General features: G+C 64.3%; 13 protein-coding genes. All 13 read left to right on the top strand.

Features of this window, described 5'->3' with window-relative positions:
- The 13 genes from fliF (at position 1) to flgD (ending at position 12,867) form a co-directional block, all read left to right on the top strand.
- The gene (fliF, locus tag MESCI_RS09780; protein ID WP_013529786.1) at positions 1–1,647 is read left to right on the top strand and encodes a flagellar basal-body MS-ring/collar protein FliF; all 1,647 of its coding nucleotides are present in this window, start codon (positions 1–3) and stop codon (positions 1,645–1,647) included.
- 3 nt (positions 1,648–1,650) lie between these two features.
- On the top strand, positions 1,651–2,277 hold the full coding sequence (locus MESCI_RS09775) for a hypothetical protein (RefSeq protein ID WP_013529785.1): 627 nt from the start codon (positions 1,651–1,653) through the stop codon (positions 2,275–2,277).
- Positions 2,274–3,611, top strand: coding sequence for a MotB family protein (locus MESCI_RS09770; protein WP_013529784.1), 1,338 nt, complete (start codon positions 2,274–2,276; stop codon positions 3,609–3,611). The genes MESCI_RS09775 and MESCI_RS09770 overlap by 4 nt, the downstream gene beginning before the upstream one ends.
- Positions 3,608–4,990, top strand: coding sequence for a hypothetical protein (locus MESCI_RS09765; RefSeq protein WP_013529783.1), 1,383 nt, complete (start codon positions 3,608–3,610; stop codon positions 4,988–4,990). The genes MESCI_RS09770 and MESCI_RS09765 overlap by 4 nt, the downstream gene beginning before the upstream one ends.
- Positions 4,987–6,363, top strand: a complete 1,377-nt coding sequence (fliK, locus tag MESCI_RS09760; RefSeq protein ID WP_013529782.1) for a flagellar hook-length control protein FliK — start codon at positions 4,987–4,989, stop codon at positions 6,361–6,363. The genes MESCI_RS09765 and fliK overlap by 4 nt, the downstream gene beginning before the upstream one ends.
- Positions 6,293–6,880, top strand: coding sequence for a transglycosylase SLT domain-containing protein (locus MESCI_RS09755; RefSeq protein WP_050580446.1), 588 nt, complete (start codon positions 6,293–6,295; stop codon positions 6,878–6,880). The genes fliK and MESCI_RS09755 overlap by 71 nt, the downstream gene beginning before the upstream one ends.
- Before the next feature lie 223 nt (positions 6,881–7,103).
- Positions 7,104–7,772, top strand: a complete 669-nt coding sequence (locus tag MESCI_RS09750; protein WP_013529780.1) for a response regulator transcription factor — start codon at positions 7,104–7,106, stop codon at positions 7,770–7,772.
- A 79-nt stretch (positions 7,773–7,851) separates the two neighbouring features.
- Positions 7,852–9,111, top strand: a complete 1,260-nt coding sequence (locus MESCI_RS09745; RefSeq protein WP_013529779.1) for a flagellar hook protein FlgE — start codon at positions 7,852–7,854, stop codon at positions 9,109–9,111.
- 27 nt (positions 9,112–9,138) lie between these two features.
- Complete coding sequence (flgK, locus tag MESCI_RS09740; protein ID WP_013529778.1) at positions 9,139–10,593, top strand: flagellar hook-associated protein FlgK; 1,455 nt, start codon at positions 9,139–9,141, stop codon at positions 10,591–10,593.
- A 4-nt stretch (positions 10,594–10,597) separates the two neighbouring features.
- Complete coding sequence (locus tag MESCI_RS09735; protein ID WP_013529777.1) at positions 10,598–11,641, top strand: flagellar hook-associated family protein; 1,044 nt, start codon at positions 10,598–10,600, stop codon at positions 11,639–11,641.
- Positions 11,642–11,672: 31 nt separating this feature from the next.
- The gene (flaF, locus tag MESCI_RS09730) at positions 11,673–12,020 is read left to right on the top strand and encodes a flagellar biosynthesis regulator FlaF (RefSeq protein ID WP_013529776.1); all 348 of its coding nucleotides are present in this window, start codon (positions 11,673–11,675) and stop codon (positions 12,018–12,020) included.
- On the top strand, positions 12,017–12,460 hold the full coding sequence (gene flbT / locus MESCI_RS09725; RefSeq protein WP_013529775.1) for a flagellar biosynthesis repressor FlbT: 444 nt from the start codon (positions 12,017–12,019) through the stop codon (positions 12,458–12,460). Before flaF ends, flbT begins: the two co-directional genes overlap by 4 nt.
- Positions 12,460–12,867, top strand: a complete 408-nt coding sequence (flgD, locus tag MESCI_RS09720) for a flagellar hook assembly protein FlgD (protein WP_013529774.1) — start codon at positions 12,460–12,462, stop codon at positions 12,865–12,867. The genes flbT and flgD overlap by 1 nt, the downstream gene beginning before the upstream one ends.
- Positions 12,868–12,884 lie beyond the last annotated feature (17 nt).

The raw sequence follows: 12,884 nt of genomic DNA, 5'->3' as shown, positions 1-12,884 counted from the left end.
GTGCCGGAACAGATCCAGAGCATCATCTCGAATCTCCGCGGGTTTGGCGTGAAGCGCCTCGCCATGCTGGCGGGCATCGCCGTTCTGGTGATGGGCGTCATCGGCATCGCCTCGGTCTATCTCAACCGCCCCGCCTACGACACGCTCTATGTCGGGCTCGACCGCGCCGACGTGAACCAGATCGGCCTGGTGCTCGGCGAAGCCGGTATCGGCTTCGATGTCGGCGCCGACGGAACCTCGGTTCTGGTGCCGGCCGGCACCACCGCCCAGGCGCGCATGCTGCTCGCCGAAAAGGGCCTGCCGACCAGCGCCAATGCCGGCTACGAATTGTTCGACAATGTTGGCTCGCTCGGCCTCACCTCGTTCATGCAGCAGATCACCCGCGTGCGAGCGCTGGAAGGTGAGATCGCCCGCACCATCCAGTCGATATCGGGCATCAAGGCGGCGCGCGTCCACATCGTCATGTCCGAACGCGCCAATTTCCGCCGCGACGAGCAGCAGCCCTCGGCCTCCGTGGTCATCCGCTACGCCGGCATCGACGCCGAGAAGAGCGCCATGTCGATCCGCCATCTCGTCGCCGCCGCCGTCCCCGGCCTGTCGGCCGACAAGGTGACTGTTCTCGATTCCAGCGGCAATCTGCTGGCCGCAGGCGATGATCCTTCCAACACCAGCGCCGCCCGCACGCTCGGCGTCGAGCAGACCGTCGAGGCGCAGATCGGAGACAACATCCGCCGTGCGCTGACGGCCTATCTCGGCCCCGACAATTTCCGCGCCAGCGTCAAGGCCGAGGTCAACACCGACACCCGCCAGACGGAAGAGACCATCTTCGATCCGAATTCCCGCGTCGAGCGCTCGGTGCAGTCGGTGCGCGCCAACGAGAACAACAACCAGAAGCAGGCTTCCACTCCGGCCAGCGTCGAGCAGAACCTGCCCGAGACCCAGGCAACCGCCACCGATGGCCCGCAATCCTCCTCGCAGAACGACCGCAGGGAAGAGATCACCAACTACGAGATCAATTCCAAGAAGATCGCCACCGTCTCCAACGGCTACACCGTCACCAAGATGTCGATTGCCGTGGTCGTCAACCAGCAGCGGCTGACGACCATCCTCGGCAAGGATGCCACACCGGAGCAGATCGCCAAGCGCGTCGCCGAGATCCAGAAGATGGTCACATCCGCCACCGGCCTGGATGAAAAGCGCGGCGACATCATCGACGTCTCGGCGGTCGAGTTCATCGATGGCCTGGATGGCGAGGCGATCCCGCAGGCGGGAATGCTCGATTCGATCGGCCAGCATGCCGGCACGATGATCAATGCAGGTGCCTTCATCGTCGTGGTGTTCCTGGTGGCCTTCTTCGGCCTGAGGCCGATGGCCGCGGCGCTGACGGCAAAGGCTGCTCCAGCCCTGGCAGGTCCCAGCTTCGACGACGTCCAGCGCTCGCTGCCGACGCCGGAGGCAATGGCGGCCACCGACAATGCCGCGGTTGGCGCCTTGCCAGGCACACGCCCAGGCCCCACTCCGCTCGACGATCTTCGCCAGAAGATCCGGCCGGCGCCGCAGGACCGGCTTGCCAGGATGGTCGACCTCAACGAGGAGCGCACCGCGCAGATCCTGCGCAAATGGGCTTCCCAGGAAGTGGCGGTGTAAACCATGCCTTCCGTAGCCCTCTTCGACCTTCTGCCTGATTTCGGCACGCGCGCGCAGCGTGCCGGCCAGCCCCGGGCAGCAGTCGATCCCGAACACAAGCCCGAGACGCCGGCGCCACAAGCCGATATCGGCACGCTGATCGCCGAGGCGGTTGCCCAGGCGGAGGCAGCGCTGGAGGGCCGCCTGGCGGCTGCGCATGACGCCGCGCTCGAAGCCGAACGCCAGGCCAGTGCTGAGGAAGCAAGGATATTTCTCGAAAGCCTTGGCGACGATGTCGGCAAGGCGGTCTCGTTGCACATCGATGCGATGGAGGCGCGCGTGACCGGACTTGTCGCCGGCACGGTCGCCCGCATCATCGGCGGCATCGTCAGCGACGATCTGCAGAAACGTTCGATCGATGCGTTGGCAGACGCCGTCCGCGAAGCGGTTGGCGACGCCGAGGCTGTGCGCATCGTCGTGCGCGGCCCGCTCTCGATGTTCGAAACACTGAAGGCATCGCTCGGACCCCGCGCCGCCAATCTCGATTTTGTCGAGGCGCCAGGCTTCGACCTGACCGTGGCTATCGACGAGGCGGTGTTCGAAACGCGCATGGCCGAATGGTCGACGACCCTCTCGGAGGTCCTGGCATGAGCGTCGCCAACGCCGATCAGGGCCGCCACGAGATCATCATCGTGCGGCGCAGTCATGACGACCATGACGAGGCCCACCATGGCGGCGTCTGGAAGATCGCCTTCGCCGACTTCATGACGGCCATGATGTGCTTCTTCCTGGTCATGTGGCTGATCAACGCCGCCAACGAGCAGACCAAGGCAGCCGTCGCCAGCTACTTCAACCCGGTCAAGCTGGTCGACCGCAATTCGAGCCGCAAGGGCCTGGAGGATCTCGGCGACGGCCCGCGCGCCATGGGACTGACGGCCGACGATCCGCAAGAGGCGACCAGCAAAGCCGGACAGAACGGCAATGCCGGCGCGGGCGCGTCGGAGCGCAAGCAGGACAAGCAGGAGCCACAGCAGGCGGAACACTCCGACGACCATCTCTTCGCCGACCCCTACGCGGTGCTTTCGGAAATCGCCACAGATACCGGCGTCATGCAGAATGTCAGCCAGAAAGGCGATGGCGGCGTGCAGGCTGCCGGCCCGGCTACCGGCGCCTCCGGTGGCGCCTCCTACCGCGATCCTTTCGAGCCGGATTTCTGGTCGCAGCAGGTCGCCGCGCCCGGCGCCGAGGCCAGCGCCCAGCGCACCAAGATCGAGGGCGATCCGGCCAAGCCCGGCGACAAGACCGCCGAAACGCAGGTGCTCAAAGTCAAAGCCGTGCCGCCTGTCGCGGCACCGCTCGAGCCACTGGCAAAGGACGCGACCAGTAAACAGGCCGCGAACCCTGCCACGGCATTGGCCGGCGAGACGAAACCGGACGGCACCAAGGCCGCGGTAGCGAAGGCTGAGCCTGAGGCGCAAAAGGCCGTCCAGCCCGACATCGGGGAGAAGGCGCCAACCGCTGCTGCCGTGAAGGCAGCGGCCGACGTCAAGCGGCAGTTGGCCGATGCTTTCAAGCCTGGCGACAAGCTGCACGACGGCGTCTCGGTCGAAGCCACCGACAAGGGCGTCGTCATCTCGATCACCGATCAGCTCGACTTCGGCATGTTCGAGGTCGGCTCGGCGTTGCCGAGACGCGAACTGGTGCTGGCGATGGAGAAGATCGGCCGCATCGTCAACAGCCAGAAGGGCACCATCAGCATCAACGGCCACACCGATGCCCGGCCGTTCCGCAGCGACAGCTACGACAATTGGCGGCTGTCGACGGCGCGCGCGCATTCCGCGTACTACATGCTCGTGCGCGGCGGCGTCGACGAACGCCGCATCACCGAGGTCGCCGGTTTCGCGGACCGCCAGCCGAAAATAGCAGCCGATCCATTGGCGGCCGCGAACCGCCGCATCGAGATCCTGATGGCGACCGGCGGATGAAGCGAGCGGCTGTCACCCGCCGGTTGATTGGCCTGTTGCTGCTGGCCGGCGGACACCCGTCCACTGGTTTCGCCCAGGAGGCCCTGCAGCCGTATCAGCTGGTGCGCTCGCTGCAGCTCATCCAGGACCGCATAGCCGCCGGCGATCATGCCGCCCTGCCGATGCAGGCCAAGCTGCTCGAGATGACGGATGCGCGCCTGCGCGCGGCGAATGCCGAGGACTACAAGGATCCCAAGAATTTTCGGGCCCTGCTTGTCTACGGCATGAGCGGCGGCAACCCGGTGACCGTCGAAGCGGCCACGTCGCGCGCTACGGCGGACCCGCAAAGCCTTGCCATCGCCAAAGGCGTGATTGAGTACCTCAACGGCCGGCCCGGCAAGGCTATCGAAGCCTTGAGGCCGATCGATCCCATGGCGCTGCCTCCGGATCTCGGCGCCTTCCTCGCTTTGGTCAAAGGCTCGCTGCTTGCCGGCGATCAACCGGCGACCGCACTCGGTCTGCTCGACGAGGCAAGATTGCTCAGCCCCGGCACGCTGGTCGAGGAGGCGGCACTTCGCCGTTCGGTCGGCCTTGCAGTCGCGCAAGGCGACGCGGCACGTTTCGCCCTTGCTTCCACCCAGTATGTCGAGCGCTACCTCTATTCGCCCTATGCTAGCCAGTTCGCGGACTCCTTTGTCTCCGGCGTCATCGCGCTGCACATGTCGATCAGCCAGGACAAGCTGGGCGACATCACCTCGATGATGGATCCCGAGCGCGAGAAGGTGATCTATCTGCGCATCGCCCGCCGTGCCGCGATAGACGGCCTGAACGACCTTTCGGCCTTCGCTTCGGCGCGGGCCGAGCAGGGCCGCGACGGCAACACCAATCAGGACGATCCACGCGCCCTCCTCTATGCCAGCCTTTCCACCGTCACCTCGGGCACAATCGAGGACATTCGTGCCAAGCTCGGCAAGATCGATCGCAGCCGGCTGTCGGAGGGCGACCGCGCCTTGCTCGACGCTGCTCAGGCCATTGCCGGCGAGGTCGTCGCGCCGCCCACCGCCCTTCCGGCGGAAAAGCCTGCCCCTGTCGCGGCCGAGCAACCTCCGGCTCCCGAGATCGCCACGCCGCAAAACGCCGATGACAGTAGCTTGCCACCGGTCGAAGGCGCCATCTCGGAGCAACCCGCCGCCACCGCGGCCTCCGGCGGATCGGCCGCCAATGCGCCGGACACAGCGGCAGTTGCAGCCACATCCGCCGAGCCTGCGACCGTCGTGCCGGCGTCGGCACCTTCACCCGCCGCCGGTCCAGAACCCGCCGATCCGACCGACGCCGCCATAACCAGAACACGTCGACAGCTCGACCTGATCGACCAGATGCTTGGAGCCGCCCCTAAATGACCACCAGCCTCGGCTCGGCCTTGCCAGGATTTGCCTCCACGCGCGCGACGTCGGAGCAGCCGGCCGCGAACGGCAGAAACGATGACGCCGGCTTCGGCAAAATGCTGCGCGACGATGCCCGCCCGGAACGGCAGGCGTCGACAGAGGCGGGATCGCGCGACCGGCGCTGGAGCAAGCTCGCTGCCGGCCTCGCCGGGCATGGCGCCAAGGCCGAACCGGCATCGGCCGAGCCCGGAAGGACCACCTCGGCCAAAGGCGCAAGCGTGAAAACCGGCAAGGACGAATTGGAAGCAAAGGCGCACAAGGCCGACGCCGAACAGACGGCGTCGGATACCGCGCCGCTTCAGGACGACCTGCCGCTGCTGATCGCGTTTCATGACCTGCGGCATTTCTCGACAGCGGCCAAGGCAGCGGGGGGCAATGCGGCCACCGGCGAGAATCCCTCGGACCCGATGCTCGGCGGACAGGCTGCACTGCCAAAGACCTACCGCTCAAAATCGTCGGGCGGACGCGAAGCACTCGAAACCATGTCGAAGCCGGAGCAGGCGTCGATCGTCGACGGACCTTTGACGGCGCTTGACGGTCAGTCGCCGAGCGCTGCCTCCAGCGCACCAAAACGCGACGTCACAGCGGCGGCCCGGAAGCTGTCGGACGCGCCGGCTGCCGATGTGCCCGGCGTGCCGTCGAAGCCCACCACGAATGCGATGAGGAGCATCGAGGATGTGCGGTCCTCGATGCGTCCCGAAGCGGGAAAACAGTCCCTGTCCGCCGCGCGCATCGACGTGGTGTCGGAACGGAGCTTCCCCACGCCGCCGCAGGGTCCCATCAGCCAGGCGGCCCTCAATGTGATCAACGCCATAGCCGCCGACGCCGGGCCGCAAACGGCGCTTTCAGCCTCACCCACGACCACCCATCTGGCCAGCTCTGTTGCCGTTCCGACACATGTGTTGAAGATCGAACTTCACCCTGCCGAACTCGGCATGGTGACGGCCAATCTTCGCCTCTCCGGGGAACAACTTTCGATTGAGCTGAAGCCTGAAACACACGATGCCTATCGTCGGCTGTCGGCCGACAGCGAGGCCATCGTCAAGTCGCTGCGAGGGCTCGGCTTCGAGGTTGACAAGGTCACGATACTGCAACCTTCGGTAGCAGTTCCCGCTACAACCCGGACGGATGCAACCGCTCCGTTGGCGGCGGCAACAGGCCGCGATCCAGCATCCTTTCAACCGGGGAATTCGGGCGGCGGCAATGGTGGAGCCGGCGGCCAGCAACCGGGTCAGCAATCCTCAGGGAACCGCAACGATGACGCGCAGGACTACGGCCGCGGCACTTCGCCTTCTCGCGAGCGCGCTGGCGGCGATATCTTTATCTAGCACGGTGACAGCTGCCGCAGCCGCGACCAACCCTTGCGAGCCGGAAATCCTGCGCGCCGCCGACCGCTATGGCGTTCCCGCCGGCATCCTTTATGCCGTTGGCCTGACGGAGACCGGCAACAAGGGCAGCCTTCAACCCAACGCTTTGAATATAGAGGGAAAAGCAGTCTTTCCCAGGAGCCGGACCGAGGCCCTTGCCGCCTTCGCCAATGCCCGGCGCGAGGGCAAGACCCTGATCGATCTCGGCTGCATGCAGATCAACCACCACTACCACGCATCGCATTTTCGCAGCGTCGAGGACATGCTCGACCCACGTCAGAACGTCGACTATGCGGCGCGCTTCCTGGCCAGCCTTCATGCCCGTCACGAGACCTGGTCGATGGCCGTGGCCCGCTATCATGCCGGCCCCGACAATGACCCGGCGCAGAAGATCTATGTCTGCCGCGTCATTGCCAACATGGTCGCCACCGGCTTTGGAAAATGGACCGCGAACGCCCGCGGATTCTGCAACCCATAAGCGCATTTCCCATTACTAATAGACCTACCACACAACCCCGAATTGTTGTTCTGGCCTGGCCAAAACTTGGCGCCGAATGCGTATCTGGCTGCACGCTAATGCAACCGATACGATTCCAGACTCCCAAGAAACTAGCTACAAGAAATGACGGTTGTTCAGGATTCTCGCCAGCGGATAGGCCTCTCTTCACGGGGCAAATGATTTGATTCGGAAGGCGGGGCCGATGATTGTGATCGTTGACGAGCGCGAGCTCGTAACAGAGGGATACAATTCACTTTTCGATCGTGAGGGCATCGCCTGTGCAGGCTTTGCATCCGGCGAATTCGGTGAGTGGGTGAATTCGGCCGCCGACACCGATCTGCGCTCGGTCAGGGCCTTCCTCATCGGCGATTGCCGCGAAGGTTCCATCTCTCCGCGCCAGATCCGCGACCGCACCGGCGCCCCGGTGATTGCGCTGAGCGAACAGCATTCGCTGGAGAACACGCTGCGGTTGTTCGAGAGCGGCGTCGATGACGTCATTCGCAAGCCCGTCCATATTCGTGAGATCCTGGCCCGCATCACCGCGATCCGCCGCCGCGCCCAGGAAGACGTCGCCTACACCGAGATCGGCGCCATGCGCATCTTCATGGACGGCCGCGACCCCGAGATCGACGGTCAGCCCCTCCCCCTGCCGCGCCGCGAGCGCCGCATCCTCGAATATCTGGCGAGCAATCGCGGACGCCGGGTCACCAAGACCCAGGTCTTCAACGCCATCTACGGCATCTTCGACGAAGAGGTCGAGGAGAACGTGGTGGAAAGCCACATCAGCAAACTGCGCAAGAAGCTGCGCGAGAAGCTGGGCACCGACCCGATCGATTCCAAGCGTTTCCTCGGCTACCGGCTCGTCTTCTGATGCAGCGCCGCGCCAGCCTCGCGCAAGAAAACATGCGTAGCCTCGCAGCCAGCAGCATGGACACAGCGGAGACGTTTCGATGAGCCTCTATGGAATGATGCGGACCGGCGTTTCCGGCATGAACGCGCAGGCAAACCGCCTGTCGACGGTCGCCGACAACATCGCCAATTCAGATACCACGGGTTACAAGCGGTCCTCCGCCGAATTTTCGACGCTGGTCATGCCGTCGACCGGCGGCGCCTACAATTCCGGCGGCGTCACCACGACGATCCGTCAGGCGGTCAGCGATCCGGGCGTGCTTCAGTACACGACCTCGGTTTCCGACCTTGCCGTCAGCGGCGATGGCTTCTTTGTCGTTCAGGATCCGAGCGGTACCCCCTATCTGACCCGAGCCGGCGCTTTCGTTCCCGACGGTCAGGGCAGGCTTGTCAACTCGGCCGGTTTCCAGCTGATGGCCTACAGTTACGAGAACGGCGTACCGGCAGCGACGGTCAACGGCTTCGAGGGATTGGTCCCGGTTGTCATCTCCGACCAGGGCATGACCGCAACGCCGAGCACCGAGGGCAGCTTTGCCGGCAACCTGCCGGCGGGTGCGACACCTGTCGCGACCGCCAACCTGCCCGCCGCCAACGCTGCGACCGCGCAATACACGTCGAAATCCTCCATGGTCGCCTACGACAATCTCGGCAACAAGAAGCTGCTCGACGTCTACTTCACCAACACCGGCGCCGGCACCTGGCAGGTGGCGGTCTTCGATCAGTCGAAGGCCACCGCTGGAACATCGTTCCCCTACACCGCCGGCGGCTTGCTGGGCTCGGCCAACCTGACCTTCGACACCACCACCGGCAAGCTCACCGGCACGCCCACCAACGTTTCATTTACTGTGCCGAACGGCGCCACCCTCAATCTCGATCTGTCGGCGCTGACCCAGCTTGGCACCGGCTTCACGGTTTCCGACGCCCAGGTCAACGGCAACGCACCGAGCACCATCGACAAGGTTCAGATCAGCAAGGACGGCACCATCTACGCCCAGTACAAGGACGGCTCGACCAAGCCGCTCTACAAGATCCCGCTCGCCGACGTACAGAGCCCGGACCAGCTCAAGGCGCTGCCTGGCAACGTCTATTCGCAAGGCACCGAGTCCGGCGCGGTTCGTGTCGGCTTTGCCAATGAAGGCAAGCTCGGCTCCATCATCTCCGGCGCGCTCGAGAATTCCAACGTCGATATCGCCGAAGAACTGACCAACATGATCGCGGCACAGCGCAGCTACACCGCCAATTCGAAAGTCTTCCAGACCGGTTCCGATCTGATGGACGTCCTTGTCAACCTGAAGAGATAAGACGGGCGTCGCCCGCGAAAGACCCGCATGTCACTGTCTACCGCATTGAGTATCGCCCAGTCGGCGCTTATGAACACCGCGCGACAGACCAGCGTTGTCTCGCGCAATGTCGCCGACGCCTCCAACCCGGACTATTCGCGGCGTCAGGCCGTCGTCACCAGCACGGCGCCGGGTGCGCGCTCGGTCGATATCCAGCGCGCAGCCAACGAGCTTCTGTTTCGCCAGAATCTCGCCGCGCTATCGGCCTGGAGCGGCCAGAACGCTCTCTACAACGGCATGGATCAGTTGGGTGTTGCGGTCAATGGCGTCGACAATGCGTCCTCGCCCTCGACTGCGATCGCCAACCTGCAGCAGGCGCTGCAGCTCTACGCCACCTCGCCGTCGAATCAGAACCTCGGCGCCTCCGTCATCGACGCCGCCAAACAGGTCATGCGCTCGCTCAATGAGGGCTCCAAGGCAGTCCAGGATTTCCGCACCCAGACCGACGGTCAGATTGCCACCGCCGTCGACGACCTGAACTCGCTGCTCGGCCAATTCCAGGATGCCAACACGGCCGTCATGTCCGGAACCCGTTCCGGCACCGACGTTTCCGATGCGCTCGACCAGCGCGATGCGCTTTTGAAGAAGATTTCGAACTATGTCCCGGTGTCGACCTTCACGCGAGGCGACAATGACATGGTCATCACCACCGGCGACGGCACGACCTTGTTCGAGACGATACCGCGCACGGTCACCTTCGCGGCGTCGGCAGGCTATACCGCGGGTGCCGCCGGCAATGCCGTCTACATCGACAATGTGCCGATCTCGGCGGGAGCCGGTGGCAACACCAGCGCCAGCGGCACGCTTGCCGGCCTGCTGCAATTGCGCGACGGCGTCGCCTCGACCATGCAGAGCCAGCTCGACGAGACCGCGCGTGGCCTGATCACAGCCTTTGCCGAGACCGCACCCTCGATGGCCAACGCCGCCGGCCTGTTCACCTGGTCTGGTGCGCCGGCCGTGCCGGCGGCCGGCACGCTGGTCAACGGCCTTGCCGCGTCCATCAGCGTCAATGCAGCGATGGACCCGAGCACCGGCGGCAACCCGATGCTGCTGCGCGACGGCGGAGCCAACGGTGCGGCCTACGTCGCCAACACGGGCGGTGGCGCATCCTATTCCACCCTTCTGGTTGCCTATGGCGACCGGCTCGACCAGCCGATGACTTTCGACCCCGCCGCTGGGGTTTCGGCAACGTCCAGCGTGTCCGACTACGCCGCCAGTTCGATCGGCTGGTTCGAGGGCGTGCGCCAGCAGGCTTCGACCGCCTCCGACGCCAAGGAAGCACTGGCGTCGCGCAGCGCCGAGGCGCTGTCCAACGCGACCGGGGTCAATGTCGACCAGGAAATGTCGCTGCTGCTCGACCTCGAACACACCTACCAGGCATCGGCCCGGATGATGAAAACCGTCGACGACATGATGACGGCCTTGCTCAACGCGGTGGGATAATTCCATGACTTCAGTCTCCTCGGCCGCAATCTCCAATGCCATGCGCTCCCAGCAGATGCGCATGCAGGCCGAACTCGTCAAAGCCACGAAAGAATCCTCGACGGGCAGGGTCGCCGACGTCGGCCTGGCTCTCGGCGGGCGCACCACCCAGGCCGTCACTTTCCAGCGCGATCTTGACCGGCTCAACGTCATCATCGATTCCAACGGCCTGGTCGGCGCCCGGCTCTCCTCGACGCAGACCTCGCTTGGTCAACTCTCGACCGCCGCTCAGACGTTCCTGTCCGCCCTGACCACCGCCTCCTCAAGCGACTCGTCCAACAGCCTCACCCAATCCTCCGGCAAGGCGACCATCCAGCAGCTGACCTCGATCCTCAACACCAGCGTCAATGGCGAATACCTGTTCGCCGGCACCAACACCGACGTCAAGCCAATCAACGACTTCACAGCTGCCGGCTCCCCCGCCAAGGCGGCATTCGACGCCGCTTTCGTCGCCAATTTCGGCTTCACCCAGGACGATCCGCTCGCGGCCGACATCACGGCTGCCCAGATGGACGATTTCATCACCAATGATGTCGCCCCGCAGTTCACGGGCGCTGGTTGGCAGGGCAACTGGTCGAACGCCACCGACCAGCAGATCGTCAGCCGCATCGCACTCAACGAAACCACACCGACGTCGACCAGCGCCAACAGCGCCGGCATCCAGAAGCTCGCAATGGCGGCAGCCATGGTCAGCAGCCTGATGTCCAGCAACATCAGCCAGGCGGCGAAGAATACGGTTGTCAGCCGCTCCACCACATTGGTTGGCGAAGCGCTGAGCGGCATTGGCCAGCTTCAATCCGAGACCGGCATCGTCCAGAAGCGGGTTTCCGATGCCAACGATCGGATGAAAACGCAGGTCGACCTTTTCGAACGGCACATTCTCGACCTGGAAGCCGTCGATCCGGCCGAAGCCGCGACACGGGTCGCGGATCTGACACAGCACATCGAAACGTCTTTCGCGTTGACCGCACGCCTGCAGCAGCTCAGCCTGTTGAATTACCTGACCTGACAACGCTTAACGGAACGGTAGAGCCCCAACGATGTACCAATTCTCTTACGCCGACATCCAGAGCAACTCCGTTGCCGACGCGAAGGACCGCGAGCGCGAGCTTCTGACCCGCTCGATCGACATGCTGGCGGCGGCAGCAGTGGCCGGCCACGGTTCGATGGAGGCGATAGAGGCGCTTCACTTCACCAACCGCGTCTGGACCGCCTTCGTCGAGGATCTTGGCTCCAGCGACAACGCCCTGCCAAAGGAACTGCGCGCCAACCTCATTTCCATCGGCCTGTGGCTGCTGCGCGAGGCGGAGGACATCCGTCAGGGCCGCACCAACAATTTCGAAGGGCTGATCGAGGTGTCCCAGATCATCAGGGACGGCATTCAATGACCAACACGCTGAAGATATCGCTGAAGCCGAACGAAAAGATCTACATCAACGGCGCCGTCATCCGGGTCGACCGCAAGGTCACCGTCGAATTGATGAACGACGTCCAGTTCCTGCTCGAAAACCACGTGATCCAGGCCGAAGATGCCTCGACACCGCTCAAGCAGCTTTATTTCATCCTGCAGGTCATGCTGATGAACCCGGCCGGCGCCGCCGCCGCACGCGAGATGTTCCGTCGTTCGCTGCCGCTGCTTCTGGCAAGCTTCGAGGACGGCCAGATCTGCAGCGCGCTGAAACAGATCGACCGCATGGTCGGCGAGGACCATATCTACGAAGCGCTGAAGGCGATCCGCGCACTTTATCCGCTCGAACGCCGCGCGCTGGGTGGCAATGACGATGTTTCGGGTGCCGAGCGCCCGTTGGCTGTGGGAGCACGATACTGATGAACGTGGACATGACGACGACGATTCCGACCGGCGCCAATCAGGCCACCGCGTCCACCTCGAAGACAGCAGTCGACTACCAGTCCTTCCTGAAGCTTCTGATCGCCGAGATGAAGAACCAGGATCCGACCAAGCCGATGGATTCGACGCAGTATGTCGCCCAGCTCGCCACCTTCTCGCAGGTCGAGCAATCGGTGCAGACCAACACCAAGCTCAATCAGATCATGCAGTCCTCGGCGCTGTCGCAGGCCGACGCACTGATCGGGCGCTCGATAACCTCCGCCGACGGCCTGACGACGGGCACCGTGGCTTCGGTGCGCCTCGCCAGCAACGGTCTCATCGCCGTGCTGCAGAACGGCACCGAAGTCGCGGTCGGTCCGGGAGTTTCGGTCAAGGCGGCAAGCTGACGCTTTCGACAGAGAGC

This window comes from Mesorhizobium ciceri biovar biserrulae WSM1271 (assembly GCF_000185905.1).
GTDB classification, from domain to species: domain Bacteria; phylum Pseudomonadota; class Alphaproteobacteria; order Rhizobiales; family Rhizobiaceae; genus Mesorhizobium; species Mesorhizobium ciceri.
Note: the sequence above shows the minus strand (reverse complement) of the source record. Positions and strands in the feature narration are given on the sequence as shown.

Excerpts from the sequence above, each read along its gene's own strand:
- MESCI_RS09770 (WP_013529784.1), top strand. The coding sequence starts at position 2,274 with ATGAGCGTCGCCAACGCCGATCAGGGCCGCCACGAGATCATCATCGTG.
- flgK (WP_013529778.1), top strand. The coding sequence starts at position 9,139 with ATGTCACTGTCTACCGCATTGAGTATCGCCCAGTCGGCGCTTATGAAC.
- flgD (WP_013529774.1), top strand. The coding sequence starts at position 12,460 with ATGAACGTGGACATGACGACGACGATTCCGACCGGCGCCAATCAGGCC.
- MESCI_RS09750 (WP_013529780.1), top strand. The coding sequence starts at position 7,104 with ATGATTGTGATCGTTGACGAGCGCGAGCTCGTAACAGAGGGATACAAT.
- flbT (WP_013529775.1), top strand. The coding sequence starts at position 12,017 with ATGACCAACACGCTGAAGATATCGCTGAAGCCGAACGAAAAGATCTAC.
- MESCI_RS09735 (WP_013529777.1), top strand. The coding sequence starts at position 10,598 with ATGACTTCAGTCTCCTCGGCCGCAATCTCCAATGCCATGCGCTCCCAG.
- MESCI_RS09745 (WP_013529779.1), top strand. The coding sequence starts at position 7,852 with ATGAGCCTCTATGGAATGATGCGGACCGGCGTTTCCGGCATGAACGCG.
- fliK (WP_013529782.1), top strand. The coding sequence starts at position 4,987 with ATGACCACCAGCCTCGGCTCGGCCTTGCCAGGATTTGCCTCCACGCGC.
- flaF (WP_013529776.1), top strand. The coding sequence starts at position 11,673 with ATGTACCAATTCTCTTACGCCGACATCCAGAGCAACTCCGTTGCCGAC.
- MESCI_RS09755 (WP_050580446.1), top strand. The coding sequence starts at position 6,293 with ATGACGCGCAGGACTACGGCCGCGGCACTTCGCCTTCTCGCGAGCGCG.
- MESCI_RS09765 (WP_013529783.1), top strand. The coding sequence starts at position 3,608 with ATGAAGCGAGCGGCTGTCACCCGCCGGTTGATTGGCCTGTTGCTGCTG.
- MESCI_RS09775 (WP_013529785.1), top strand. The coding sequence starts at position 1,651 with ATGCCTTCCGTAGCCCTCTTCGACCTTCTGCCTGATTTCGGCACGCGC.